The sequence below is a fragment of the Saccharothrix longispora genome, from assembly GCF_030852425.1.
In the GTDB taxonomy this organism is placed as follows: Bacteria; Actinomycetota; Actinomycetes; order Mycobacteriales; family Pseudonocardiaceae; genus Actinosynnema; species Actinosynnema longispora.
Genome location: NZ_NSDM01000010.1, coordinates 1 through 26,774 on the forward strand (window position 1 = coordinate 1; position 26,774 = coordinate 26,774).

The 26,774-nt window shown below is 74.3% G+C and carries 22 protein-coding genes; 5 read left to right on the top strand and 17 right to left on the bottom strand.

Annotation, left to right across the window (positions count from 1 at the left end):
- The 9 genes from CKY47_RS22295 to CKY47_RS22335 all read right to left on the bottom strand — a co-directional run.
- Window positions 1-4,052: non-ribosomal peptide synthetase (locus tag CKY47_RS22295; RefSeq protein WP_306747898.1), on the bottom strand; the 4,052-nt coding region annotated here is incomplete at its 3' end.
- A 43-nt stretch (window positions 4,053-4,095) separates the two neighbouring features.
- Window positions 4,096-4,302: an MbtH family protein gene (locus CKY47_RS22300; protein WP_306747899.1), complete on the bottom strand. Its 207-nt coding sequence runs from the start codon at window positions 4,300-4,302 to the stop codon at window positions 4,096-4,098.
- A gap of 207 nt (window positions 4,303-4,509) precedes the next feature.
- Complete coding sequence (locus CKY47_RS22305; protein WP_306747900.1) at window positions 4,510-5,916, bottom strand: amidase family protein; 1,407 nt, start codon at window positions 5,914-5,916, stop codon at window positions 4,510-4,512.
- Complete coding sequence (locus CKY47_RS22310; protein ID WP_306747901.1) at window positions 5,909-7,135, bottom strand: MFS transporter; 1,227 nt, start codon at window positions 7,133-7,135, stop codon at window positions 5,909-5,911. The genes CKY47_RS22305 and CKY47_RS22310 overlap by 8 nt, the downstream gene beginning before the upstream one ends.
- Window positions 7,132-8,412, bottom strand: a complete 1,281-nt coding sequence (locus CKY47_RS22315) for a glutamate synthase-related protein (protein ID WP_306747902.1) — start codon at window positions 8,410-8,412, stop codon at window positions 7,132-7,134. The genes CKY47_RS22310 and CKY47_RS22315 overlap by 4 nt, the downstream gene beginning before the upstream one ends.
- Window positions 8,409-9,416, bottom strand: a complete 1,008-nt coding sequence (locus CKY47_RS22320) for an asparagine synthetase A (RefSeq protein ID WP_306747903.1) — start codon at window positions 9,414-9,416, stop codon at window positions 8,409-8,411. Before CKY47_RS22320 ends, CKY47_RS22315 begins: the two co-directional genes overlap by 4 nt.
- A gap of 55 nt (window positions 9,417-9,471) precedes the next feature.
- Window positions 9,472-10,749, bottom strand: a complete 1,278-nt coding sequence (locus CKY47_RS22325) for a methylaspartate mutase (protein WP_306747904.1) — start codon at window positions 10,747-10,749, stop codon at window positions 9,472-9,474.
- On the bottom strand, window positions 10,746-11,186 hold the full coding sequence (locus CKY47_RS22330; RefSeq protein ID WP_306747905.1) for a cobalamin B12-binding domain-containing protein: 441 nt from the start codon (window positions 11,184-11,186) through the stop codon (window positions 10,746-10,748). Before CKY47_RS22330 ends, CKY47_RS22325 begins: the two co-directional genes overlap by 4 nt.
- 39 nt (window positions 11,187-11,225) lie before the next feature.
- On the bottom strand, window positions 11,226-12,473 hold the full coding sequence (locus tag CKY47_RS22335; protein WP_306747907.1) for a helix-turn-helix domain-containing protein: 1,248 nt from the start codon (window positions 12,471-12,473) through the stop codon (window positions 11,226-11,228).
- A 266-nt stretch (window positions 12,474-12,739) separates the two neighbouring features.
- On the opposite strand from CKY47_RS22335, the gene CKY47_RS22340 reads away from it, so the two are divergent.
- Complete coding sequence (locus tag CKY47_RS22340; protein ID WP_306747908.1) at window positions 12,740-13,027, top strand: hypothetical protein; 288 nt, start codon at window positions 12,740-12,742, stop codon at window positions 13,025-13,027.
- A 25-nt stretch (window positions 13,028-13,052) separates the two neighbouring features.
- On the opposite strand, the gene CKY47_RS22345 is transcribed toward CKY47_RS22340, so the two are convergent.
- Both CKY47_RS22345 and CKY47_RS22350 read right to left on the bottom strand, forming a co-directional pair.
- Entirely contained in the window at window positions 13,053-15,953 is a 2,901-nt protein-coding gene (locus CKY47_RS22345) for an AfsR/SARP family transcriptional regulator (RefSeq protein ID WP_306747909.1), read from the bottom strand.
- A 201-nt stretch (window positions 15,954-16,154) separates the two neighbouring features.
- Entirely contained in the window at window positions 16,155-16,430 is a 276-nt protein-coding gene (locus CKY47_RS22350) for a hypothetical protein (RefSeq protein WP_306747910.1), read from the bottom strand.
- 789 nt (window positions 16,431-17,219) lie between these two features.
- On the opposite strand from CKY47_RS22350, the gene CKY47_RS22355 reads away from it, so the two are divergent.
- The 3 genes from CKY47_RS22355 to CKY47_RS22365 all read left to right on the top strand — a co-directional run bounded on the left by CKY47_RS22355 (window position 17,220) and on the right by CKY47_RS22365 (window position 19,752).
- Window positions 17,220-18,341 (top strand): zinc metalloprotease, encoded by a 1,122-nt coding sequence (locus CKY47_RS22355; RefSeq protein WP_306747911.1) that lies wholly within the window; start codon window positions 17,220-17,222, stop codon window positions 18,339-18,341.
- A gap of 773 nt (window positions 18,342-19,114) precedes the next feature.
- The gene (locus CKY47_RS22360; RefSeq protein WP_306747913.1) at window positions 19,115-19,420 is read left to right on the top strand and encodes a hypothetical protein; all 306 of its coding nucleotides are present in this window, start codon (window positions 19,115-19,117) and stop codon (window positions 19,418-19,420) included.
- A complete protein-coding gene (locus CKY47_RS22365; RefSeq protein ID WP_306747914.1) occupies window positions 19,417-19,752 on the top strand; it encodes a hypothetical protein in 336 nt (111 codons plus the stop codon). The genes CKY47_RS22360 and CKY47_RS22365 overlap by 4 nt, the downstream gene beginning before the upstream one ends.
- 148 nt (window positions 19,753-19,900) lie before the next feature.
- Here CKY47_RS22365 and CKY47_RS22370 read toward each other — a convergent pair whose 3' ends face one another.
- From CKY47_RS22370 to CKY47_RS22395, 6 genes are all read right to left on the bottom strand, one after another.
- Complete coding sequence (locus CKY47_RS22370) at window positions 19,901-20,443, bottom strand: hypothetical protein (protein WP_306747915.1); 543 nt, start codon at window positions 20,441-20,443, stop codon at window positions 19,901-19,903.
- Window positions 20,444-20,885: 442 nt separating this feature from the next.
- A complete protein-coding gene (locus CKY47_RS22375; RefSeq protein WP_306747916.1) occupies window positions 20,886-21,092 on the bottom strand; it encodes a hypothetical protein in 207 nt (68 codons plus the stop codon).
- A gap of 275 nt (window positions 21,093-21,367) precedes the next feature.
- Window positions 21,368-21,835 carry a hypothetical protein gene (locus CKY47_RS22380; RefSeq protein ID WP_306747917.1) on the bottom strand — a complete coding sequence of 156 codons (468 nt, stop codon included), beginning with the start codon at window positions 21,833-21,835 and terminating at the stop codon, window positions 21,368-21,370.
- Between the two features lie 30 nt (window positions 21,836-21,865).
- Window positions 21,866-22,540, bottom strand: a complete 675-nt coding sequence (locus tag CKY47_RS22385; RefSeq protein ID WP_306747918.1) for a ThuA domain-containing protein — start codon at window positions 22,538-22,540, stop codon at window positions 21,866-21,868.
- 332 nt (window positions 22,541-22,872) lie between these two features.
- Entirely contained in the window at window positions 22,873-23,646 is a 774-nt protein-coding gene (locus CKY47_RS22390; protein ID WP_306747919.1) for a FadR/GntR family transcriptional regulator, read from the bottom strand.
- 90 nt (window positions 23,647-23,736) lie between these two features.
- Entirely contained in the window at window positions 23,737-24,645 is a 909-nt protein-coding gene (locus CKY47_RS22395) for an amidohydrolase family protein (RefSeq protein WP_306747920.1), read from the bottom strand.
- A 757-nt stretch (window positions 24,646-25,402) separates the two neighbouring features.
- On the opposite strand from CKY47_RS22395, the gene CKY47_RS22400 reads away from it, so the two are divergent.
- Window positions 25,403-26,590: a mandelate racemase/muconate lactonizing enzyme family protein gene (locus tag CKY47_RS22400; protein ID WP_306747921.1), complete on the top strand. Its 1,188-nt coding sequence runs from the start codon at window positions 25,403-25,405 to the stop codon at window positions 26,588-26,590.
- Window positions 26,591-26,774 lie beyond the last annotated feature (184 nt).

The following is a 26,774-nucleotide window of genomic DNA, read 5'->3' on the forward strand; positions in this document are numbered from 1 at the left end:
CCCGCGATCGGCGAGCCGACGGGGATGGTGGCCCGCGCGGTGTCCTCGGGCCGGACGTGGTGGCACAGGGTGAAGATCATGTTCTCGACGGGCGAGTACCCGTTGACCAGCCGCAGGTCCGGCCGGTCGGCCAGCAGGCGACCGAGGTGGGCGACGGAGGCCGGTTCGCCGCCGGTCATCAGCTGCCGCAGGCCGCGCAGGGCGTCGGGGTGCTCGTCGAGCAGGTGGTTGAGCAGGCTCGCGGAGAAGTGCGCCGTGGTCACACCGTGCCGGGTGAGCAGGTCGGCGATGGCGGCGGGGTCGGTGACGTGCCCGTCCTGGAGGACGCACGTCGCACCGTGCAGCAACGGGCCGAACAGCTCCAGCGCGAAGGCGTCCCAGGAGACGGGGGAGCACTGCAACCACACGTCGTCGGCCGCGAAGTCGACGTAGTCCTGCCCGGTGAGGGTGCCCACCAGCGCCCGGTGGGTGGACAGCACGCCCTTCGGCTCGCCCGTGGAGCCCGACGTGAACATGACGCACGCCAGGTCGTCCGGGTGCACCACGACGTCCGGTGCGGTGGCGGGGCGGGAGGCCGCGCCGGCCACGTCCAGGGTCGTCACGCCCGGCAGGCCGGAACCCGCCGAGGACACCAGGTGCCGCAGGCCCGCGCGGCGCGCCACCGCGGCGAGCCGGCCGGCCGGGAACCCCGGGTCCAGCACGGTGTACGCCGCGCCGGCCTTGAGCACCGCCAGCACGGCTGCGACCAGCGTCCGGTCGCGGTCCAGCAGCACGCCGACGACGTCACCGGGGGCCACCCCGGCGTCGACCAGGTGGTGCGCCAGGCGGTTCGCCGCCGCGTCCAGCTCGGCGTAGGTGACGCCGTCGCCGCCCGAGACCAGGGCGACCGCGTCCGGGGTGCGCCGGGCCCGCTCGGCGAACACGACGTGCGCCGGCCGGTCGTCGCCCCGCGCCGGGGCGCCGTTCCAGGTCGTCAGCAGGAGGGCGCGGTCCTCCGCGTCCAGCAGGTCCACGGCGGTGATCGGCGTGCCGGGGGCCGCGACCACGGCCGTGAGCAGGCGGGTGAGCGCCGCGGCGAAGCGCTCGGCGGTGGCGCGGTCGAACAGGTCGGTCGCGTACTTGAGCGTGCCGGTGAGGCCGTGGTCGCGGGTCTCGGTGAGGTCGAGGGTGAGGTCGAACTTCGCCACGTCCAGGTCCACGACCCGGTGCTCCGCGTGCAGCCCGGCGAAGTCGGCCGCCGCCGGTGGCGTGTTCTGGAGGACCAGCATGACCTGGAACAGCGGGTGCCGCGACAGCGAGCGCGGCGGGTTCAGCTCCTCCACGACCTGCTCGAAGGGCACGTCCTGGTGGTCGTAGGCGGCGAGGTCGGCCTCGCGGACCCGGTCCAGCAGTTCGGCGAACGTGGGGTCGCCGGAGGTGTCGGTGCGCAGCACGAGGGTGTTGACGAAGAACCCGACCAGCTCGTCGAGCGCCTCGTCCGGACGGCCCGCCACGGGCGTGCCGATCGCCAGGTCCGTGCCCGCGCCCAGCCGGGTGAGCAGGGTGGCCACGGCGGCGTGCAGCACCATGAACACGGTGCTGCCGGTCCGCCCGGCGAGGGCCTTCAGCGCGGCGTGCGGACCCGCGGCCAGCGCCAGCGGGACGGTGTCGCCGTGCGCGCCCCGGACGGTGCGGCGGGGTCGGTCGGCGGGCGGGGACGACTCCTCCGGCAGGCCCGCGAGGGTGGTGCGCCAGAACCCGGCGTCGGGCGTGCCCACCGCCCGCTCCCACAGCGCGTGGTCCGCGTACCGCACCGGCAGCGCGGGCCAGTCGGGCGCGTCGCCGGCCAGGCGGGCCCGGTAGGCGGCGGCCAGGTCGCGCAGCAGCGGCGCGGTCGACCAGCCGTCGCCCGCGATGTGGTGCAGCACCAGCAGCAGCACGTGGTCGTCGTCGGCGAGGCGCAGCAGGTGGGCGCGCAGCGGCGGTTCGGCGGCGAGGTCGAACGGCTCCGCCGCCAGGACCCGCACCAGCGCGTCCGGGTCGGCGCACGCGTGTTCGGCCCAGCTCGGCGCGGCGGTGTCGAGGACCCGCTGGACGGGGGAGCCGTCCACGGTCGGGAACACGGTGCGCAGCGGCTCGTGCCGCGCCACCACGTCGCCCACGGCGGCGCGCAGGGCGTCCGGGCGCAGGTCGCCGCGCAGCCGCACGGTCACCGGGATCGTGTACGTCGCACCGCCCTCGACCTGGTCGAGGAACCACAGCCGGGACTGGGCGAACGACAGCGGGAGGACGTCGGGCCGGGCGGTCGCGACCACCCGGGGGCGTGCCGCGGCGGCGGACGGCAGCGCCGTCGCCAGCGCCCTGGGTGTGCGGGCGGCGAACACGTCGGCGATGCGCAGCTCCACGCCGAGCGCGGCGCGGACCCTGCTCACCAGGGTCGCGACCAGCAGCGAGTGCCCGCCCAGGTCGAGGAAGTCGTCCAGCGCGCCGACCTCGGGCAGGCCCAGCACGTCCGCGAACAGGCCGCACAGCACCTCCTCGTGGGCGGTGCGCGGCGCCTCCGAGGAGGTGGCGGCGGACGGCGCGGGGAGCGCGGCGCGGTCCAGCTTGCCGGTCGCGGTGCGGGGCAGCGCGTCGAGCAGGACGACGGCGGAGGGGACCAGGTGCTCCGGCAGCAGGTCGGCGACGTGGGCGCGCAGTTCCCGCGCGCCGGCGGAGCCGTCGGTCACCGCGTAGGCGACCAGGCGCTTGTCGCCGGGCCGGTCCTCGCGGACCACGACCGCGGCCTGCCGCACCGCCGGGTGACCGGTCAGCGCGGCCCGGACCTCGCCGGGCTCCACCCGGAAGCCCCGGATCTTGACCTGTTCGTCGGCACGGCCCAGGAACTCCACCGCGCCGTCCTCGCGCACCCTGCCCAGGTCGCCCGTGCGGTACATCCGCGCGCCGGGCGTCGAGGGGTCGGCCACGAAGCGCTGCGCGGTCGTCCCCGGCTGCTTGAGGTAGCCGTGCGCCAGGCCGACGCCGCTCATGTAGATCTCGCCGGTCGCGCCGTCCGCGACGGGGCGCAGGTCCGGGCCGAGGACGACGGCGGTCTTGCCGGCCAGCTGCCGGCCGACCGGCACGGACGTGCGGCGCGCGTCGTCGCGGGTGACGTCGTGGCACAGGGTGAAGATCATGTTCTCGACGGGCGAGTAGCCGTTGACCAGCCGCAGGTCGGGGCGCAGGTCCAGCAGGGTGGCCACGTGCCGGGTCGACGCGGCCTCGCCGCCCGTCATCAGCACCCGCAGCCCCGCGAACGCGCCGGGGTGCTCGTCGAGCAGGAAGTTCAGCAGGCTGGCCGAGAAGTGCGCGGTCGTGACCCGGTGCTCGGCGACGAGGTCGGCGATCAGCGACGGGTCGGGCGCCTCGCCGTCCTGGAGCACGCACGTCGCGCCGTGCAGCAGGGGGCCGAACAGCTCCAGGGCGAACGCGTCCCAGGAGACGGGGGAGCACTGGAGCCACACCTCGTCCGCCGTGAAGCGGGCGTAGCCCTGGCCGGTCAGGGTGCCGACGAGGGCCCGGTGCGGCGCCACGACGCCCTTGGGCTCACCGGTGGAGCCGGAGGTGAACATGACGCACGCGACGTCCTCCGGCGAGGTGGTGACGGCCGGCGCGGTGGCGGGGCGCCCGGCGATCCCGGGCGCGGCCGGGTCCACGGCGGTGCGGCCGCCGGCGAGCGCGTCGTCCGCCGTGACGACCACCGCGACGTCGGCCCGGTCGCACACCGAGATCAGCCGGGCGGCGGGGAAGCGCGGGTCGAGGACCGTGTAGGCCGCGCCCGCCTTCAGCGCGGCGAGGACCGCGACGACCAGGTCCACCCCGCGCGGCAGGCGCACGCCGACGACGTCGCCCGGTCGCACCCCCAGGCCCACCAGGTGGTGCGCGAGCCGGTTGGCCCGGACGTCGAGCGCGCCGTAGGTCACCCGGACCTGCCCGCTCACCAGTGCCGTGGCGTCGGGGGCCCGCCCGGCCTGGCGGGCGAACAGCTCGTGCACGGCCGGGAGGGCCGTGTCGATCGGGTGTGTCGTGGTCACCGCTAACCAGCTCCCCAGTCGTCCGTCGTCGCGTGTCGTCGGTTCAGCCGCGCAGGGCGGCGAGGCTCGCCGGGCGCAGGTCGGTCCAGGTGGCCTCGACGTGCTCCAGGCAGTCGGCGCGGCCGGCGGGCCCGTGGGTGACCTCCCAGCCGGCGGGGACGGCGATGTCGCCGGGCCACAGGGAGTGCTGGCCCTCGTCGTTCACGAGGACGAGGAACTCGCCGTCCTGGTTGTCGAAGGGGTTCGTCATCGTGGGCTCCTTCTCGTTGCGGGACAACGGGTTCGTGTACCGGGAACGCTAGGGGCGGCGGGGCCGCGGTTCCGGCAGTGCGGGAGGCAGTTGGGCGGCAGATCCGCCCCGGGGAGCCGCCCGCTCCCGGGAACGGCGACGGGGCCGGGTCGGTACACGACCGGGAAGACCCGTCGTGCCGACCCGGCCCCGTCCGGGACCGGCCTGTCACGCCCCTGGGAAGCGGGGAGCCCTGCGGTCCCCGCACACCTCCTCCACCGTCGCGGCGAGGCCCAGGGCGACGAACGTGTCGCGGGGACCGAACACCGACACCCCGAACGGCAGGTCGCCCAGGAACCCCGCCGGCACCGTCACGTTCGGCACGCCGGCCATCGCCGGGATCGTGGAGGTGTTGCGGGTCGGCGGGTCGCCGTCGTCGGAGAGCCGCCACGCCGGTTCGCTCGTCGGCGCGACGATCCCCGCCAGCGAGTGCTCCGCCAGCACCGCGGCGATGGCGTCCTGCGCCCACCACCGCGCCCGGGCGCGGTTCGCCGCCGCGCCCGCGATCTGCTCGTCGGTGACCCCGGCGGCCTGCTCCAGCAGCTCCTGGCCGAACAGCTCCAGCTCGACGGGGTCGTCCCGGTTGCCCGCGAGCACGTCGGCGAGCGAGGTCACCGGTCCGCCGCGCGCCGCCAGGTACCCGTCGAGGCCGACCCGGAACTCCGCCATCAGCGCCTCCATCCCGGCGATCAGCGGCGGGGCCTCCCAGGGCAGTTCGACCGGCACCACGACGGCCCCGGCGGCCCGCAGCAGCCCGGCGACGCGCTCCACCTCGGCGAGCACGGTCCCGGGCATCCGCCGCCCGTGCCACAGGCCGAGCCGCAGCCCCCGCGCCGGCGCGGGGCGCACCGCGGGTCCGCCGGCCAGCGCCGCGAGGCACGCCGCCGCGTCGGCGACGCTCGGCGCCAGCACGCCCACCGCGTCCTGCACGCGCGACACGGGCACGATCCCGCGTCCCGGCAGCAGGCCCAGGGCGGGCTTCACGCCCACCACCCCGTTCAGCGCGGCGGGCACGACGACCGAACCGTCGGTCTCCGTGCCCAGCGCCAACGGCGCCATGCCCGCCGCCACCGCCACCGCGGACCCGGACGACGACCCGCCCGGGCTGTGGTCGAGCACGTGCGGGTTGCGGGTCTGACCGCCGACCGCCGACCAGCCCTCGACCGCGCCGGTGGAGCGGAAGTTGCCCCACTCCGACATGTTCGCCTTGCCCAGCACCACCGCGCCGGTCCGCCGCAACCGGACCACCACGTCCGCGTCGTCCCGGGGTGGCGTGCCGGCCAGCAGGCGCGACCCGGCGGTGGTCGCCAAGCCCGCCGTGCCGATGTTGTCCTTCAGCAGCACGGGGACGCCCTCCAGCGGGCGGGCCAGCCCGGCGGCGATCCTCCGGTCGCTCTCACGCGCCTGCTCACGCGCCGTCGGGTCGAGCGCCAGGACCGCCCGCACCAGCGGGTCGACCTCCTCGATCCGGCGCAGGCACGCCGACAGCAGGTCGGCCGCGGTCAGCAGACCCCCGGTCAGGCGCGAGCGCAGGTCGGTCAACGACGGCCACTCCGCCGCGGTCGTCTCAGTCAAGGCGGGCTCCCCTCAGGGCAGGTGAGGACGCGTACACGCACACCGCCGCGACGGCCGAGAGGCCGTGCAGCACCATCGTGGTGGTCAGGCCGAGCGCGTCGACGGAGATCCCGATGACGGCGTTGCCCAGCAGGGGCGCGCCGAACACCACCAACGACATGATCGACATGACCCGGCCGCGCACCGGGGCGGGTGTGCGGCGTTGGACCAGGGACACCAGGACCACCCCGCACAGCGCGCCGGCCAGGCCGAGCACGCCGTAGCCGGCGAGGAGCGCGGGCAGTGCGCCCAGCACGCCCAGCGAGGACAGCACCACCGCCTGCGCGCACGCGCCCAGCACGAGCACGGGACCCGCGCGGCGACCCACCGGGCGCACCAGGGTGAGGACGAACGCCAGCGCCGCGCCCAGCGTGAACGCGGTGAGCAGGAGACCGGCCCCCACGTCGCCCGCGCCGGTGGAGTGGGCCAGCAGCACGAGCCCGATGTTCACCGGGCCCGCCGCGGACAGCTCCAACAACCCCACCACCAGGACGAGGCCGCGCAGCGCGCGGTCCCCGGCGACGTGCCGCAGCCCTCCCGCGATCCCCTCGCGCACCGACACGCGGTCGCGCGGGACCGGGACGGGCCCGGGGACCTCCGGCCGACTGCGCGCGACGGCCGCCGCCGACACCAGGAAACTCGCGGCGTTGGCCACCGCCACCGCCACCACCCCGCCCAGGCCCAGCAGCGCCGCACCGACCGGACCACCCGCGGCCTGACCGGCGCGCAGCCCGATCAGGTACAGCGCGTTGCCGCGCACCAGGTGCTCCTCCGGCAGCAGCAACGGCCGCAGCGCGCCCGACGCGGGCACGAAGAACGCGCCCAGCACCGTCATCGCCGCGGCCACCGCCGCCAGCACGCCCGCCGTCGGCTCGACCGCCAGCACGACGCCCGCCGCGACGACCATCACCGCGCAGCGCAGCAGGTCCGTCCACACCATCACCCGCACCGGCCCGTACCGGTCGGCCGCGACCCCGCCGCCGAGCAGCGCGATCACCCGCGGCACGCCGGCCAGCGCCAGCAGGAGGCCGGCGGTGGTCGCGCTGGCCACGCCGACGAGCGTGGTGGTGAGGGCGAGCATCCACGCGGCGTCGCCCAGCGAGGACAGACCGGTGGCGGACACGAACGCCAGGTAGGACGTCGACAGCGGACCGCGCCGGAGCCGGGCGGGGGCGGTCACCGCGCCACCGCCCCGACGGGGGTGCGCGCGGGGACGGCCCAGCCGGTGGGCGACCACAGGTCGTCGGGGGACAGGGCCGCCGCGTGGTACTTGCCCAGGGCACCGGCGATGAGCCGCAGCTCCAGCGCCAGGCACTCCACCAGCCGGGTCAGCCCGGCCACCGGGTCCTCGTCCACGGCGATCAGCGCCGCCCGCCCCAACCCGGTCGCGCGGGCGCCGGCCGCGAGGCACTTCGCCGCGCGCAGGCCCTCCCACACGCGACCGGACACCAGCAGGCAGCCGGTGGGGCCGCCGATGCGGCGAAGGCACTCGGCGAGCGGCAGGCCGACGCCCGACAGGAACGACGTGGGCGCCCAGCCGCTGCCGCCCTCCGCGCCGTCCACGGTCACCGCGTCCGCGCCCGCCTCCCACGCCACCGCGGCCGCGAGCGCGACGTCCCGGCCCGGGGGCAGCTTCACCCACACGCGGGCGCGCGGGAAGTTGTTGCGCATCAAGCGGATCTGCTGGCGCAGGATCTCCTCGGTGAACGTGCCGGGGCTCGCGCAGCGCAGCACCCGCCCGGTCCCCGCGCCGAACACGGGTTCCAGGGCGAACTGCTCGGACAACCGGTCGGCGTCCGCCGCGCCCACCACGGTCAGGCCGCCCAGGCCGGGTTTCGCGCCCTGGCCCACCTTCAGCTCGAACCCGAGCCGCCCCGACTCCAGCAGGGGCAGCGCCGACGGGTCGCTGTAGACGAGGTTCCACACCTCGGCGTCGGCGTCCTCCGTGCTCTGCTGCACGACCACGCCGCCCAGCCCGTCGGGCACGGCCTCCGCGTACGCCTCGATGCGCCCCAGCAGCGACTTCCCACCACCGCCGGAGAGCCGGCCGTAGCCGTTGACGGGGACGACGTTCTCGCCCACCACCATCGGCACGCCCAGCGCGCCGGCCTGCGCGCTCGCCGCCCGGCCCAGGTCGGCGCTGGCCACCTGGGTGGACCCGAACGCCGACAGGTACAGCGGCAGCGGCGACGCGAAGCCGCCGACCTCCGCGCCCAGGTCCACGTCGCCGTGCAGCGGCTCGCGGGCCAGGTCGATCAGCTTCTCCAGGCGTTCCGGCACGAACACCGGCGGCACGAGCCGCGCCGCGTCCAGCTCGTCGCCCGGGGGCCCGGCCTCGGGCGCGCCGAACAGCACCCGTCCGTAGTCCTCCAGCGCCGGGAACGCCGCGCCCGTGCCGCGCCGGGCCCGCTCGCGCACCGCCGCCTCCGGGAACGACCCCGCGCTCAGCCCGCTCACGGCGACACCACCCCGGGCAGCTTGGGGTAGGCGCTGGCCTGCCACACCGAGTCCAGGCCCGCGATGTACCGGACCAGCCGCTCCAGGCCGATGCCGAAGCCCGCGCTGCCCGGGATGCCCTCGCGCACCATCTTCAGGTACCAGCCGTACTTGGCGGGGTTCTCGCCGGTCTCCCGCATCCGGGCGATGATCGTGCCGTACTCGTGCTCCCGCTCGCTGCCGCTGCACAGCTCGCCGTACCCCTCGGGGGCCAGCAGGTCGAAGTTCAGCAGCCGCCCCGGCCGGGCCGGGTTCTCCTTGTCGTAGAAGCCGCGCGAGCCCTTCGGGTAGTCGGTGAGGAAGAACGGCCTGCTGGACTTCGCCGACAGCACCGCCTCGCCCGCCCAGTCGATCTCGGCGTCGGGGTTCTGGTCGTGCCCGAGCGCGTGCAGGTCGGTGACGGCCGAGATGTGCGTGCGCCGCTCGAACGGCTCGTCGGACAGCAGGTCGGCGAACGCGTCGGGGTCGCGGCCGAGGACCTCCAGCTCCCCGGCCGACCGCTCGACGACGCGCCGCACGACGTGCGTGACCAGCCCCTCGGCCACCGCCATCGCGTCGTCGCGGGACGCGCCCGCGACCTCCACGTCGATCTGGTGGAACTCGGCGAGGTGGCGGCTGGTCGAACTGGTCTCCAGCGGTTCGAGCCGCACGTTCGGCGCGATGCAGAAGATCCGGTCGAACGCGGTCAGCGACGCCTGCTTGTAGAGGATCGCGCTGGTCATCAGCTTGTACCGGTGGCCGTAGAAGTCGACGTCGACCTGCTTGGCGCCGCGCGCGCCCGGGTCGGTGACGGGACCGATGATCGGCGGCAGCATCTCGGTGAAGCCCGCCGAGCCCAGGTGTTCCCGGGCCGCGTCCAACACGGTGTGCTGGAGCCGCAGGACCGCGCGGGTCGTGGGTGACGACAGGTGCTCGCGGGGGCTCGCCGGCAACGGGGTCGCCGCGTCGGCGCTGATGGGGTCCATGTCGCTCTGGCTCCTTCGGTGTGGGGGCTGGCGGTGTGCGGTGGGGCGGTGGTGGTCAGCCGGAGCCGACCGGGTGGGCGCCGACCCGGTCCAGGGCGGCGTCGTCGAACGTCCGCTCGACGTGCGACAGCGAGCGCAGCAGCTCGGTCGAGGTGATCTCCGCGCCCGTGGTCGCCTCCACGAGCCCGGCCAGCGGCAGCGAGCCGGTGCGGGACCAGCGCAACCGCCCGGTGCGGTCGACGACCGCCCTGGTGCGGCCGGCGTTGTCCGGGTGCAGGCAGTACGGCACGTCCAGGTAGCCGCGCTCGACGGCGCGGACCAGCGCCACGCCGGGATCGGGGGCGAGGTCCAGCACGGCCTCCACGATCGCGCGGGCCTCGGCGAGCACCCCGGTGTCCTCCACCGGCCCGCCGGGTTCCGCGCGGGCCGCCGCGGCGCTCGCCGCGCGCAGCGCCGCCACGTTCTCCGCGACCGTGGGGATGCGGTGCGCCTCCGCGGTGGTCTTGACGATCAGGCGTTCCGCGCCGGTGCGCACGGCCAGCTCGGCGGCCTGCTCCAGCAGCGCCGACGCGCCGCGCCGGGTGCGGGGGAAGACCCCCATGTAGGTGTAGAGCACGACGTGCCAGTCCACGTCGGACAGGTGCTCGGCGGCGAGCACCCGCAACGCCCGCACCGCCTCCGCGTCCTGTCCGGGGTGGGTCTGCTGGGCGTAGCTCAGGGACATGCTGCCCAGGCCGTGCCGGCGGAAGAACACGCCCTCCAGCACGCTGATCGCCACCAGCAGCCCCGGCGGGCACAACTGGCCCATCATGCAGCCGCCGAACGACTCCAGGTGCGGCTCGCCGCCGCGGTCCCGCAGCTCGGCGAGCAGCAGGCACGACTCGGCCCACGCCCGCACCGCCTCGGCCACCGGCACCCGGCTGTAGGGCAGGCAGTACGACAGGGGACCGCCCTCGGTCGCGTGCAGCCCCGCCTCCAGCAGCGCCACGACGATGTCCTGCGGCCGGGCCGAGCCGTGCCGCACCTGCACCGGGAACGCGTCGCCTGCCAGGCCGCGCAGCACCTCCCGGGTGGTCCCCGGCGGGTAGGCGACGATCGGGTAGCCGTTGAGGGCGTCACCGGCGGCCAGCGCGGCGCGCACCGCGTCGTGGTCGCCCACGCGGGTGAAGCTGTCGAGGGTGATCGTGCCGACCGCCCGCACCCCGGACCCGCGGACCGCGGCCAGCCCGGCGCGCATGGCCGCCGGGTCGCCCAGGCCCATGCGTGGCTGGACGACCAGCTCGCCCTCCGCCGCGGCCCGCGCCACGAACCCGCCGAACGACCCGTCGCTCATGACCGCACGCCGACGGGCAGCCGGTCGAGGAAGGCGCGGAACGCGGCCAGGCTCCCGGCGTCCTCGAACACCGCGTCGTAGCCGGCCCCGACCAGGGCGGAGGTGCGCTCCCGCCCGCCGGGACCGTCGATGCCCAGCTTGCCGCCGACCACCACGGGCGTCGCGGCGAGACCGGGTTCGGCGCGCAGCAGGCCGATGACGCGCTTGGCCTCGTGGAAGCCGTGCCCGTTGACGCTGCTCACGACCACCAGGTCCGGCGCGTGCCGGGCGCACTCGGACACCAGCAGCCCGTCGGGCACGCACGCGCCGAGGTTCAGCACCCGGTGTCCCATCTCCTCCAGCACGAGCTGGAGGAACACGAGGTTCCAGGTGTGGGCGTCGGACGCGAGGCTCGTCACCACGATGTCGAGCCCGACGTCGGTTTCCACCAGGTCCATGGCACTCCTTCGCTCGCGGAACGGTCTTGGAAGCCGAAACTAGGAGTCGCGCGCGGCGTCGAGGGGCAGCCCGACCGGCAGCACGGAGGCAGTTAGGGCGCCGGCGAGGGCCAGCACGCGGAACCGGTCGTCGCCGACCGGGCGCACGAGGCCGAGCAGCAGCAGGTGCCGCACCAGCCGCGCGCACGCCACCGGTGCGATCCCCGTCAGCCGGGCCGCGTCCGCCACCGACCAGTCGCCGCGCGCCGCCGCGAGCGCCCCCACGGCCGCACCGTCCACGCCCGACAACGCCCGCCGGAGGGCGTCGCGCAGGTCCGGCAGCCGGTCCGCGACGACCCCCAGCGGATCGGCCCGCACCAGGTCCAGCAGTTCGTCCGGGCGGTACACCACCAGCCAGGACGCCGCCGCCTCCAACGCCCCGGGCAGCCCGTCCAGGCGTGCGGCCACCTCGGTCAGCGCGGTCGGCGCGGCGCCGGTCGCGCCGGTCGCGCCGTGACCGGCGAGGCGGCCGAGCAGGCGCACGGCGTGCCCGTGGGCCAGCGGGGCCAGCGCGACGACGCGCTCGCCGGGGATCGGGTGGGAGCCACGCGTGGTGCGCAGCAGCCGCAACCGCCGGCAGCGGTGCGCCAGCGCCAGCGCCCGGTCCGGGTCGGGCCACGCGGGGTCGTGGCCGTCGAGCACCAGCACCGCCTCCCGGTCGCCGATGAGGGTCGCCAGCGCCTCCCAGCCCTCGCCGTCCTCCGCCACGGCCAGCGCGGAGTGAACCAGCAGCCGCAGGCGGCCCGCGGCGCCGCCGGGGGCCTGCGCGGTGGCCGCGTCCCACAGCACGCGGGCCGCGCCCGAGTCGTGCAACCGCCCCGCGACCTCCACGACCAGGCGCGTCTTGCCGACACCGGGCAGGCCGGTCACCGCCACCAGCCGCGAACCGCCCTCGCCGAGCAGCGCGAGCAACGACGACACCTCGGCGTCCCGGCCGACCAGCACGTCGAGCGCGGCGGGCGGCGGCACGGCGGCCAGGTCGGGCACGAAGTCGATCTCCACACCGCCGCGCGACCGCATGGCCGCCGCCTCGAACGTGGTCAGCTCCCGCCCGCTGAGCCGCAGCCCCTCGGCGATGAGCCGCACCGTGTCGCGGCGCGGCCGGCTCGCCCGCCCCGCCTCCAGGTCGCGGATCGCCCGGACGCTGACCGTGGACAGGTCGGCCAATTGCCGCTGCGTGGCCCCCTGCTTCATGCGGTATTTCTTGAGGAGATCGCCGAATTGCCAGTGCGTCAAATTCCCGTCCATGCCCACTCCGTGACGATGAGGTCGTGCGGCCCTCCAGGCGGTGTTCCGGTGAACCCGCCTCGACCTGCGCAGAGGTGAAATCCTCGTGGTCTGCGCTCCAGCATCGTCACGCCGGTATCGCGCCGTTATCGCGGCGGTGCGCGCCCCGCGAAGCACCGGTTTCGCGGGCGTTCGCCGCGCGATAATTCGGCAATGTCGCGCATTCCTAATGTCGGTTCCAGCAGCACGGGCCGGAACACCGACCACCAGGAACAGGGAGCCCCCCAATGCGCATCGACCGCATCCTCGCCGCCACCGCCGTCAGCGCCGCGATCATCCTCGCGCCGGTCTTCGCCGCGACCGCCGCGACCGCCGCCCCCGCCCCGGCCGCCGCCCCCGCCCCGGCCGCGGTCACCGCCGCCGACGACACCCCGTGGGGCCCGACGGGCGACGACACCCCGTGGGGCCCGACGGGCGACGACACTCCCTGGGGTCCGACCGCGGTCACCGCCGACGACGACACCCCCTGGGGGCCGACCGGCGACGACACCCCGTGGGGGCCGACCGCGATCTGACCCGGCGACCCCGCCGGTCGACCGGTCAGGTGGTCCTGATCCGCTCCAGGACCTGTTGCGCGCGCAGCCTCGCCGCACCCATGTTCCGCTCCGCGAACGTCGAGATCGCCCGGCCCAGCAGGCTCACCGCCGCGGCCCGGTCACCACGATCGGCCAGCACGACCGCCAGCTCGGCCCGCGTCTCCGCCGCACCGCCGTGGTCCATCGCCCGCTCCCGGACCTCCAGCGCCTCGCGCAACAGCGCTTCCGCGCCCCCCGCGTCCCCCAGGGCGCCCCTCACCACCGCCAACTTGTGCAGCACCCGCGCCTCACCGACCGTGTCGCCGGACGCGCGCACCCCCGCCAGCAGTTCGGTCAGCGCCTCCGCGGCCTCGTCGTGCCGACCCTGCCGGATCATCAGGTCGCTCAACCGGTACCGGACCTGCACCTCCACCCGGTGGTTGCCGAACCGCCGGCAGATGTCCAGCGCCTCGTACAACCGGTTGGCGGCCGACTCCTGCTCCCCGCTCTCCAGCTCGATCTGCGCGACCTGCGTCAGCACCCACGCCTGCCCGACCGGGTCCCCGGACGCGTGGAACCCCTCCAACGCGGCCAGGTACAGCGGCGCGGCGGCGTCCAGGTCGCCGAGGCGGTGGTGCGCCAGCGCCAGGTTGCGCCGGGCCAGCGCCACGCCCTGCCCGTCGGCCAGCGCCTCGAACGTCCGCAGCGCGGGTTCCACCAGGTCGCGCGCCGCCCGCGCCCGAGACCACGAGAGCTGCAACGACGCCAACGAGCACAGCAGCGCCGCCTCGCCCCGGCTGTTGCCCGCCGCCCGCACCGCGGCCAGCGCCCGCTGGTGCGTCCGGTCCCAGTCGGCGAAGTAGCACCGCGCCTCGAACAGCGTCACCAGCGTCACCGCCAGGTCCCAGCACGCCTCGTGCAACCCCTCCTCGGCGCTCGTCTCGACCGCGGAGCACAGGTTCTGCTGCTCGGCCTCCAGCCACAGCAGCGGATCGGCCAGCAACCTGTCCACGTGGGACGCCGACGGACGCCAGCGCGGCGCGTCGCCGTGCAACGACGTGAAGTCGCCACCGTAGACGCGCACGTGCGCCTCACCCGCCAGCGCCAGCCAACCGCCGACGACGCGCCGCACCGCCGCCGCGCGCGGCCCCTCGCCCTCGTTGCGCTCCAGCTGCTCCCGCGAGAACAACCGGATGAGGTCGTGGAACCTGTACCGCGGGCCGCCCGTGGCGTCGACCGCCACGATCTCCAGCATCTGCGCGTCGACCAGGCCCTCCAGCAGGTCGGCCGCCACGAACACGTCCTCGTCGAGCAGGGCCGCCGCGACCCACGTCGGGAAGCTCAGCCCGTCCAGCGCACCGAGCAGCCGGAGCAGCCGGCGCGACTCGACCTGCAACCCGTCGTAGGTGAGGGCGAGGCTCGCGCGCACCATCATGTCACCGTGCGCCAGCTCGTCGAGCCGCCGCCGCTCGTCGGACAACCGCTCCAGCATCCACGCCAGCGACCAGCTCGGCCGGGCCGACAGGCGGGCGGCGACGATGCGCAGCGCCAGCGGCAGCGAGCCGACCAACCGGATCAACGCCGCCGCGGCGGCCGGTTCCGCGCCCACCCGGTCGTGGCCGACGACCGTGGCCAGCATCTCCAGGGCCTCGTCCTGGGAGGGCACCTCGACCTCCAGCACCCGCACCCCCGGCAGGCCGGTGAGCCGCGTCCGGCTCGTCACGACCACCGAGCACGAACTGCTGCCCGGCAACAGGGCCCGCACCTGGCTCTCGGTCGCCGCGTCGTCCAGCACCACCAGCATCCGCTTGCGCGCCACCAGCTGCCGGTACATCTCGGCCCGCTCGTCCTCGGCGTCCGGGATGGACGTCCCCGGGATGCCCATCGCGCGCAGGAACCGGCCCAGCACGTCCGCGGCGTTCGCCGGGTGCTCCCGCGTGCCGCCCAGGTCGCAGTACAGCTGGCCGTCCGGGAAGTGCTCCTCGACCAGCAGGTGCGCGACGTGCACGGCCACCGCGCTCTTGCCGATGCCCGGCTTGCCGACCAGCGCCACCACCCGCGTCGCCCGGCCACCCTGCGCCAACAACTCCCGCGCCTGCGCGACCAGCCCCGCCCGCCCGGTGAACTCGCCGATGTCCGCGGGGAGCTGGAGCGGCACGACGGTCTCGACCGGGGGAGGGGCGGTCGGAGCCTGCCGCTCCCGCCCCTGCCGCGCCGGGACGCCCTCCGCCTCCACCACCAACGAGGGATCGCCCGCGAGGATCGCCGCCTCCAACCGGCGCAGGTCCTCGCCGGGCTCCAACCCCAGCTCGTCGACCAGCAGCTCGCGCGTCGCCCGGTACGCCTCCAACGCCTCGGCCTGCCGCCCGGACCGGTACAGCGCCAGCATCAACTGCGACCGCAACCGCTCCCGCAACGGGTGCTGCGCCACCAACGCGCTGATCTCACCCACGACCTGCCGGTGCCGCCCCGCGTTGAGCTCCAGGTCGAAGCAGGTCTCCAGCACCGCGATCCGGTCTTCCTCCAGTTTCGCGGCCTTGGCCGTCAACCGGCTGCCCGCCGTGCCGCCCAACGCCGGTCCGCGCCACAGCGCGAGCGCCTGGCGGAGCAGCGCGAGCCCGCCCCTGGGATCGCCGGACCGGACCAAGGCCTCGCCCTCGGCGGTGAGGGCGGCGAACAGCTGCACGTCCGACTCGCCGTCCGCGACCCGCAGCAGGTACCCCGGCGGCCGGGTCACGATCGCCTCGCCGCGCCCGATCGACGTGAGGTTCGCGCGCAGCGCCGACACGCAGATCTGGATCTGCCGACGAGCGGTGACCGGCGGCGCGTCGTCCCACACCGCGTCGATGAGGTGGTCGATGCCCACCACCCGGTTCGCGTCGAGCAGCAGGGCGCCGAGCACCACCTGCTGCCGTCCGGGGGGCACCCGGCTCACCCGGTCGGGGCCGTCGGCGACGTGCAATGGCCCCAACACCCGGTACACAGGGGCAGGTCGCGGCGCGACCGGTCCTAAGTCCATCGGCTGCTCCACTTGCATAGATCCCCGAACGGACGGTATCCCGCATTGCGCGGGAACGCACCCACCGATCAGACCGGCCAATGGCGAAACCGCGCGCCGGCACCCCCTCTAAATGCCCGCGACGCCGGATTCGACGAAGAAGTACGACTTCCGCGAGCGCAACAAGCCGTGCTCCGTGAGGGTGAACAGATCGACGAATTCGACGTTCCGCTCCCCGCGCACCAGTCGCCCGACCACGACCACCCGCCCGGAGCAGCAGAACACCTGCTCCAGCACGTGCGAGCACTCCCCGTCGCCCTCGCCGACCAGGTGAGGTCCGTCCTCCGCCCGCACGTGGGACGCGTCCACCTCGGCCGACCGGGACTCCGCCGGAACCTCGAACAACGATCCGTACCCGTCCAGGTCACGCCGATCGAGGTACTCGTAACTCAAACGGACGTGCTCGACCCCCACCGCCGTGACCACGTCGCGAGTCGGATACCCCTCCGGTCTCTCCACCGACATGTCCACGTCCCTCCGTAGTCGTTAGTCCGGCCCACCATTCCCTCCCCCGATCAGAATCCGTTATCGCTGCGGTATCACGAACCCCGCGGCGCCGGAGTCCGGGGCGATCGGCCGCGAGCCCTCCCGGCCGCGACAGCCGCCCGCCCGCCGCGGCGGACTGCTCCCGCCCCCGGGCGGTCCGTGCCGCACGTCGCGACCGCCCGGCCGAGGTGGCGCGCGAATCCACGCCGGGTCGACTTCTTCGGCCATTCGGCCCTTATTGGCGACAATGGCTGCTCCGACCGGTGCAACAATCAAATTTAATGGTACTTTTCAATGATCTTGACACCTGGTTGACTGTGGTGTCGTCAGAGTTGATTGATTTCCTGTCGGGTTCTGGACCATTCGGGTTGGAGGGCGGCGGCGCAGCGCGGACAGCAGAAGTGTTCTTGTGGCGCGCGTCGCGGCGCTGGTGGTCCGGGGAGCGCATCGAGGCTGGTGGTGGGGGCGGCATCCGTTCAATCGTGATCCGTGGCCGATTTCCGACATCGGGCGCGGTGAGCCGTGCTGAACTTCTACCGTCATTCGAAATATTTCGTGAACGTGCGGATCGGGGCCTGTCCTGTCGCCTGTGCCGACCGGCGAGTCGTGGTTCTCCAGGTAGCACCTCCGAGTGAAAGGCACTGCGTGATGTTTTCGCGTCGTCTGGCGACGGTCGCCCTCGCGGCCGCAACGACACTGGTCATGGGCGGCGCGGCCGCGACCGGTGCGCCACCCGCTCCTCCGGCCGTCGCCCTCGACTCGATCGGTCAACCGATCGGTCCGCTGACGGATCCCGACACGCAGGTCACCGACGCCCATGGTGTCGCGCCCGGCCTGCAGGACCCCGGCGAGAAGCGCAACGCCCCTCCGCACGACCTCGTCAGGTTTCCGGAGAAGTCCGAGGCCCAGGTCGCCGAGGAGGCCGAGGCCGAGGCCCGCGCCGAGGTCGCGCAAGGCGCCCACGAGTCGGACGAGGCCCACGCCGGCATGACGGTCACCACCGAGGAGCCCGCGCTCGGCGGCAAGGCCATCGAGGTCACGATCTACGAACCGGTCCCGGGGGTCACACCCGCGGAACTGGTCGAACGGCTCAAGGCGAGCGGCAAGTCCTCGGCGAAGGTCACCAGGGACGACCACTCCCGGGTGCCGGCGACCTCGCCGAACGGCCCGTCGCCCGAGGCCCCGTCGACCGGCGACGAAGCCGGCACCGCGGCTTTCGCCGGGCCGGACGACTGCACCAACGGCAACGCGGTCTGGTGGACGTGCCTGCCGGCGTACTGGACGAACAACGGGTACACCGACCCGATCATCCGGATGAACGACCACACCAGCGCGGCGTGGAAGACCGCCGACGCCACGTCCCTGTGGAACGCCGTCCCGAACATCCAGTTCAACTACATCTGGAACTCCTGCCCGTTCATGGCCGGCGCCCGCTGCGTGGACGTGTGGAACGCGAACTACGGCAACACCGGCTGGATCGGGGAGTTCTCCTACCTGCTCAACGCCTCCGACACGCGGAAGCTGTACGAACCGAACAGCACCTACCCGCAGCAGGTGAGGCTGAACGACTGGTACAACCCGGCCGGTGGGGCGGGTTACGGGGCCTTCTCCCGCGACACCGTCGTCAGGCACGAGGTGGGCCACGTGACCGGCCTCGGGCACAACACCTCCGGGATCTCCGACCTGATGTTCGCCCAGAGCGGGTTCGCGACCGCCACGGGCGCCCAGAACGCCGCCCTGGTCGCGAACGTGTACTCCATCGCCCGCTGAACCGGGGTTCGCGGAGCGCATCCGCGGCCGTCCTCGGCGGCCCGAGGCGGTTCCCGGTCCGGCTCGGCACCGTGTTCGCGGGTGCCGAGCCGGCTTCGGCGGGCCCGACCTCGTTCCGGTGGTGATGCCGTTGCCGTGCGACCGCCGGCCGGTCGGCCCTTCCACCCGTGTGCCGGCCGTGCCGCTCCGGGTCACGAAGCCGCCGGCGCCGTCCGGCGCGCTCGGCACGCCGGACCCGTGATGGCAGTGGTGAGCCGGTCGGCCGCCAGGTTGCCCTTGCCGGGTTGGAGGTTGAGCGGTCCGAACTCGTCGATGCGGTTCACCCGGCCGAGCAGTGGACCGGACCGGTCCCGGGATCGTCGTCAGCCACGTCCACGGCAGCGCCGTCCAGTCGAACGCCTGGCACAGCCAGCACATGAGGTAGGCGTCCGCGTCGGCGAGGAACGGCATCACCGCGACGGTGATCAGCAGAGCGGCCGCGGCGTCGAACACTGCCGTCCTCAGGTCCGCCCGCAATCCCGGTCGGCGTCGACCGCCGTCCACCGCCGCCTCCGCGGGGGCCACCACGCCACCACCTCCACGAAGGGGAGGACGCGCCCGTGCGCCCTCCCTCCCCGGGCCGGGTCAGGCCGCGATGGGCCCGAAGATCCAGTTGCCCCTGGAGTCCTCCTCCGGGCAGGGCCCGCGCGAGGAGTGCCGCGTCGGCACCCGCCCGCCGCGACGACACCCGGAGCCCGTCGTGGTGTCGTGCTCATCCCTGGGAGGATGGGGCCGTGACGAAGTCGAGGCGCACGAAGTCCACGCCGCTCGCAGCGGCTCCGTACGAGACCTTCGCGAACGCGCTGGGCAAACCGGTCGACAGCGTCGAGGTCCAGGTGGTGGTCGACGCGTTGGGCGGCGCCTACGAGGTGCGTGCCCTCGAACCCTCGGCCGCGCGCTACGACCCCGACGTCGCGCGGACCGCGGCGTGGGACTTCCCCGCCGCGCCTCCCGCGAACGGCCGGGTGGCCACGCACCTGGGGGTCCGGGACGACACGGTCGTGTGGATCACCCTGTCTTCGGCGCTCGTCGACGGGTGATCAGCGACCAGGCGGTCTTCCTCCGGCCTCCCCACGGCGACGAGGAGGTCTTCCGGCCGGGGGGTTCCGACTGGAACTGGGCCCCCGCGATCGTCCGGCGCGGGACGGTGCACCTGCTCGACCTCGACGTCGGGCAGGGCCACTGGGACGGCAACTACAAGTTCCCCCTCACACCGCGTCAGGCCGAGGACCTGCGGGCAGATCCGCTCCTGTACCGCGAGGTGTGGGACGCCCTCGTCCGGATCTGCCAGTCCGGACGCTTCCTGGACGACCCGAAGACGCTGCCGGACGACGCGCAGGCCGTCATCGACGCGCGCTGCGGGCGCGACTGACCGGCCCCTCGTGGCGGGGCCCGGCAGCACCGACGACCGCCGTCCCCGTCGTGTCGCTCTGACGCTTGTGCGCTTCATACCTTCAGTGTGGACAAATATGCATCATCCGCGAAGGGATGGACGCACCGCTCGACTCACGGCTCACGGCTCACGGCGTGAGGATCTCCAGGACGACCTGGCCGTACAGGCTGGGCAGCGTTCCCAGTCCGACATTGCACAAGAGCAGTTCCGGGCTGGGGTAGACGACGGTGTGGACGAACGTCCCGCCGGCGAACGCGCCTGCGGTGACCGTGCCGGTCGTGACGACCGTCAGGGTGGCGCCGGCCATGCTGGAGACGTTGTTGCCGGACAGGGTCGACGTCTCCCCGTTGTTCCAGGTGATGTGGATGGTGATCGAATTCGCGCCGAACAGGCTCAGGCAGGTGGCCCCCGGGAACGTGCCGGAGGCGTCGGAGGTGCCGGAGGTGATGTCCGGGTGCGCGGGGGAGACGCAGGGGCCGTACCGCCTGGACGCTGTGAGCGTCAGGGTCTGCGGCGTGTTGGTCGCCGGTGGGTCGAACCGCAGACCGGCGCTGCTGGGTGGCGCGCACGTGAGGTCGAGTCCGCCGGCGCCGGCGCTGCCGGGCACGGCCAGCGTCGTGGACGCGGCGGCGATCAGTGCTGCGGCGAGCAGGGTGGCGATGCGCGACATGAGGGGTCCCCTTTCGGTCACACCGGTCGGGTGCGCCAGGTGCTGCCGGGGTGGTGACGGCCGCGGTCCGGTCGTCACCGGCCTGCCGGGGCGACCGCTGTGGGTGGCGTCCGCGTCGATGTGGGTCGTGTGCGCGTCCGGAGTGCGACTCGGTGGACCTGTCGGGTGGCGACGGTCCGACAGGCACGAGGTGTCGTCCCGTGGTGGGACGTGACAAGCGTCGTCGCCTCGCGCGTCCGGGCCAAGCCGCCGACGGTGGGACGCGACACCGTGTCGCGACACCGAGGGTGTGAGCGGCGGTCTTCGCGGGCGCGGGGCGGCCGATTTTTGCGGCCACGTTCGCCGCGGGAGCGGTTCGGGCCGGTGGGGATCGGGTGCACGGGTCGGGAAGGCCGTGGGGGCGGGGAGGAGCAGAAGGCGGGCGGCCGTGCGGACGCCTTGATCAGACCTTGTTGTACTGGAAGTACCAGTCGGTGCCGTTCTGGTAGCAGCCCCAGGCGGGGTAGATCACGTGATAGCGGTTCTTGTCGACCTCGCACGACTCCTTCGTCGGGTACGGGCCCATGGTGATCCAGTTCGTGGCCTGCGCGGAACCGGGGGCGAGGGCGGCGAAGGCGACGGCGGTGAGGAAGGCGGCAACGGTGCGCATGGGGCTCCCTGAGGTCGAGGTTCGACGCCATGCTGCCTGTCGGCGCCGGTCCGGGGCACCGCCGATCGGCATCATGGTCCAGTCCAATTCGGCGTAGTGGGCCGCGCGGCGGCGAGTCGTGCCCACCAGGTCCGCCACGCGCCGGAACTCCGGGACCACCTCGTCGATCGATGGAGGTGTGGCGGAGCAGCGCGGTGGCGGCGCCGATCGACGCCCGATGCCGGTGGGGCGGTTGTCCTCGAACAAGGGTCCTGCGTGGTGGGGCGGTCCGGCGGTCACCCGCCGCCTTCCGGCGCCGTGTCGGCCGGGATGGTGCCGGAGCCCGGACCGGAGGGCAGGTACACGTGCACGTGCCCCTGGCCTGCGTGGATGCTGATCACGTCGAGCTGGAGCGCGGCGACCGACCAGGTCCGCAGCGCCAAGGTGCGCTGTGCGCCGGCCAGCGTCAGCAGCTCGCCCGCCAGTGGCGGGGGAGCGGTGACGGCGGCGGCGAAGCCGTCGACCGCGGCGGCGAGCTGCTCGACGGCGGTGCGCATCCCGGTGCGGGCGACGTTCACCCCGTTGCCGGCGGACGGGGTCTCCGCGTACCGCCGCACCTCCGCGGACACCACGTCGCGCCAGCCGCGCACCTCGTCGATCGCGGGCGCGGCCGGCGGCGCCGCGTCGTGCGGGGGAGGGGCTTTCGCCATCGCCTCCAGCACCGGTGCCAGGCGTTCCCGGCCACCCCTGGCGAGCTCGATCAACGTCCCGACCTGCTCGACGTCGCATCGTGCCTAGGCCTGTTCGAGCTCGGTGATCCGGCGTTGCGTCGCGTCCGGTCCCGACGTCCGCGAGCCGGACGCGAACGCGACGGCGAACCCGAGCGCGAACGTGGCGACCATGCGGCTCGAACCCGGGTCGTAGGTCGTCTCGTCCGCGGTCACCAGCACGTGCGCGTTGCCGCGGACCGAGCGGGTGAAGTTGTACCACTCCTCGGTGCGCGTCCACCGGTCCGGCAGCGCCGTGCCGGACCGGTGGACGCGGTCGGCGACCTTCGCGGTGCCGGACACGGTCGCCGAGTGCTGCGTCATGGTGGCGCCCGGCATCTGGTCCCACCACGGGAACTGCTGCTCGACGTTCATGTCCGTCGCGTTGTGGATGGCGACGAAGCCCCCGCCGCCGCGCAGGTACTTCTGCGTGGCGGCGCGCTGCGCGTCGTTGTCCCACACCATGCCGGAGGTCTGGAGCATGACGACCACGTCGAAGGTGGCGAGGGCGGCGTCGTTGAAGACCGCCGAGTCCTCGCTCCTGGTCAGCTCCCAGTCGTTCCGGGCGGCCAGCTGCTCGAACATCGCGATGCCGGCGGGGATCGAGTCGTGCCGGTAGGCCCCGGCGGCCGTCTTGCTGAACAGCAGGACGTGGAACCCCTCGGGGTGCGCGGGCGCCGGCGCGGAAGCCAGCCCCGTCATCACCAACGCGCATCCCACGATCGACGAGAGGCGCGCGCATCTGTGCCGCATTGCCACTCCTCTGGGGCAGATGAAGGCGACTGACTGGATTACGCGGCGGCGTGCGGGAAGATCAACGGCGTCCGGCGGGTGTCGCCGAGCACCGGTGGCGGCTGTGCGCGTGCTGGACCGGTGCGTCGTTGCCCGAGGGCTTGATGTCATACACGTGCTCGTAGAGCCGCTATGATTTGTAACACACATCCGGCGGGCGGGTCCAGACGCGCGATCGCCGCTCGGGTGCTCCGCCCGTCGCCGGGCGAGCGGGTGCCGCGTGGCCGATCAGCGCTCGGGCGTCAGCCGAAGAGGCGGCGCTGGATCTCGCTGCGGTAGTCCTGCAGGGTGTTGTCGATGTGGACGCCGGCGGCCTCGGCGGCGGCGTCGGGGTCGCCGTCGCGGATCGCGTGGTAGATCGCGAGGTGCTCCTCGACGGCCTCGGCCGCGTGTCCGCCGACCGTGCCGTGGAACCCGATGGTGCTGGACTGGCGCTGGAGGCGGCGCGCTTCGCGCACGGCGGCGACGAGGAACTGGTTGTGCGACGCCGCGGCGACGGCGAGGTGGAAGTCCTCGTCGCCGCGCTCGAACAGCGCGGACTGGTCGTTGAGGTGGCCCTGTCGGCACGCTTCCGCGGCGGCGCCGATGGCGCGCAGCTCGGCGGGGGTGGCGTGGATCGCGGCCAGTCGGCTGGCGGCGGTCTCCTGGACGCGGCGGAACTCGAAGAGCATGTAGACGTGGTCGAGGTTGGTCGGCAGGAAGAAGCCCCCCCAGCGGGAGGAGCCGAGCATGCCCTCGTCGTCGGTGACGTAGAGGCCGCGGCCCTTGTGCGCCCGCACCCGCCCGATCGCCGAGAGGATCTTGACGGCTTCCCGCACGACCGTCCGGCTGGTCCCCATCCTGGCGGCCAGCTCGTTCTCCGTCGGCATCCGGTCGCCGGGCCGCAACCCCAGCTCGGCGATCAGCCGGAGGATCTGCTCCGCGACGAGCTCGTAACCCGGCCGGTACGGACCGGGCGCCGGGGTGGTGTCCGGCTGCCCGGTCGGGCCGTCCGGCACGAGTGCGCCATCCGTCAAGGCCGCTCCTTAGTGACGGGTCGCCTGAGGAGTGGAAGGCTCACCGCTGTCCGCCCAGCGTACATCCCGGTGGGTGGGCGGGACGCGCCGTCACGGCCGTTCGCCCGGCAGTCGGTAGACCCGCGCGGCCGTGCCGCCGAACACCTCGTCGCGCTCGGCGCGGGTCAGCCCCGCGGTCAGCTCCTCGGCCGCCGCGACGACCTCCCCGTAGGAGCCCGCGAGCAGGCACACCGGCCAGTCGGAGCCGAACATCACCCGTGACGGGCCGAACGCGTCCAGCGCCGCGTCGGCGTACGGGCGCAGGTCGGCCACGGTCCACCCGGTCCGGTCGGCCTCGGTGACCATGCCCGACAACTTGCAGGCGACGTTCGGCTCGGCGGCGAGCTCGCGCAGGTGGGACGCCCACGGCTCGCGGACGCCGGCGGCGATCGGGGGCTTCGACAGGTGGTCCAGGACGAACGTCGCACCGGGCAGCGCGCGCACGGTCTCGATCGCCGCGGGCAACTGGTGGACGAGGGTGAGCAGGTCGTAGGCCAGTCCCGCCTCCGCGACCGCGCGCAGCCCGCGCCGGACGTCGGGCCGCGCCAGCCACCGCGGGTCCGGTTCGCCCTGAACCAGGTGCCGCACACCGACGAGCAGGTCGCCACCGGGGCCCGCGCGCAGTGCGGCGAGCACGTCGGCGACGCCCGGATCGGTGAGGTCGACCCACCCGACGACACCCGCCACCAGGCCCGCGCCCTCGCCGGCCGACAGCGACAGGAAGTCCGCGGTCTCCTCGACCTCCGGGACGACCTGGACCAGGACCGTCCGGTCGACCTCCGCCACCTCGGCGGCGGACGCCAGGTCGTGCAGGGTGAAGTCGCGGCGGATCGGGGCGAGGTCGGCGGCGTTCAGCCAGTCGTGCGGGCGGGGGCTCGGCCCCGTGCGGGCGCGTTCGTCCGGCAGGAGCCGCCAGACGTGGTGGTGCGCGTCGATCCGGATCGTGCCGGTCGCTGCCATCGAACTCCCCACGTCCGGCGCAGGTGTGCCGCAGAAGGCTAGCAAGACATCCCATCTCAGGGGAGGGTGAATCCTCCCTGTCTTGAGATGGGCTGCGTGCCGGTCACGCGATTCGATCGATTGACCCGATGTCTTGTCGCTGTCGTCGGACCGGCCCGCCGGGGCGACGCCACGCGGCCCCGGCGGACGGGCGTCGGGACGTGATGGACCCGCCTCCGCCGGGACGCCGCCGATGGGTCTGACTCATTCGGTCGCGTTCCCCGGTGCTCCCGGGAACCCGCGCGTGGCCGTGCGGTCAAGGGGAGCTCGGGACCCGTGCCGTCCGCCGGAAGGTTCCGGCGGTTCCGGTGGGCGAACCGGTGAGTACGACTCATCGTTCCCTTGGAAGTGATGGATCGGTATGGTGACCCGAAGTCGTCGGCCCCGAGCGCGACGGCGCTCAGCGGAGTGGCCGCGCGGAGGGGGTGATGTCGCCGGCCCGGCGCGCCGGCCACGCCTCGGTGGGACCGGTCGCCGCCTTCCCGCGGAGACGTCGTGCGAATCGGGTTCGCGGGTCGATCGCGCCGAGCGCCCAGTCGCCCGGCCGTCGTCCGGGGAGTGGGCGGCGATGAAGCAGCGCGCACGTGGTCGGCTGCCGTGGTCCCGGGGTCGGCCCTGTCCTCGGGCTGGTCGCCGCCGTACCCGTCCTCGTCGTCTACCTGTTCCTGCGGCGCCGGACAGCCGACGGCGTCACCGCAGGGGCCACGAAGGGGTGACAATGCGCATCACCGGTTACCGGACCCTCACGACCGTCCAGGACTGGGGCCGCCCGGTCGGCGACGCCAACGGCGTCTTCGCCGACGGCGTCGTCCGGGTGCCCGTCGTCCTCGTCGACACGGACGTGGGCATCACCGGCGTCGGACTCGGACCGCACGTCGAGATCGACTCGGTCTTCGCCGCCGTGGAGGGCGAGGACCCCCGCGGCGTCACCGCCCTGTACGACCGGATGCTGCGCCAGGTGTTCAAGGCCGGTCACGCGGGCGCGGTGTTCGGCACCATCGGCGCGCTCGACACCGCGCTGTGGGACATCAAGGCGCAGGCCGCCGGGGAACCGCTCTGGCGGCTGCTCGGCGGACGGGACCGCCGCGTGCCCGCCTACGCCTCGGGCGTGGACATCGGGCTGGGCGACGACGAGCTCGTCGCCCTGTACGAGACCTACGCCGACCGCGGGCTGCGGGTGGCGAAGATCAAGGGGGGTCTCGACGTCGACCGGGACCGCGACCGGCTCATCCTGGTGCGCGACGTGCTCTCCGACGCCGGTGGCGGCGCGCGACCGGGCCTGATGCTCGACGTCAACGAGGCGCTGACCCGCAAGCAGGCGGTGCGCCACGTCGGCGAGCTGGAACGGGTGCTCGACCTGATCTGGATCGAGGAGCCGGTCCGGCGGTGGGACGCGGCCGGGCACGCGGCCGTCAGCCGCGGCGTCCGCGCCTCGGTCGCCAGCGGCGAGAACCTCACCGGTCTCGAGCAGTACCGCCCGCTGATCTCGGCGGGGGCGATCGACGTCGTGCAGGCGGCGGCGGCCTGGGGTGTCACGCACTTCCTGCGGGTCGCGGCCTTCGCCCACGCCCACGACCTGCCCGTCAGCCCCATCGGCAACACGCCGGTCGGGTTGCTGCACGCCGCGACCTCCGTGCCGAACCACCTGGTCAGCGAGTTGCAGGACCTCCAGCCGCCGTCGGGGATCTCGATCGACCTGCACGTCGAGGACGGGGCGTTCGTCCTGGGCGACAGCCCCGGGCTGGGCGTGCGCGTGAACGAGGAGGCGATCACCGCGTCCCGCCGGCCCGTCCTCCCGGTGACCGAAGGTCCGCACGTCCGTCCGGAACGCGCCGGGCAGCGGCTGCTGGGGGTGGTGCAGGGCGTCGCCACGCCACCGGGACGACTGCACGCCCTGCCGTCCTGACCGACCGGTCCGGCCGTTCGACAGCCCGGACATCACCGACGGCGACCGGGGCGACGTCGTGCCCGGCAACGCCGTCGTCGCCAACGGCAACCGGCCGCCCGGCGCCCGGGCCCGGCTGTGGGACTGCGCCGGCGGCGCCAACCAGCGGCGGACCCGCACCTCGGGCGAGCAACTGGTGGTGGGG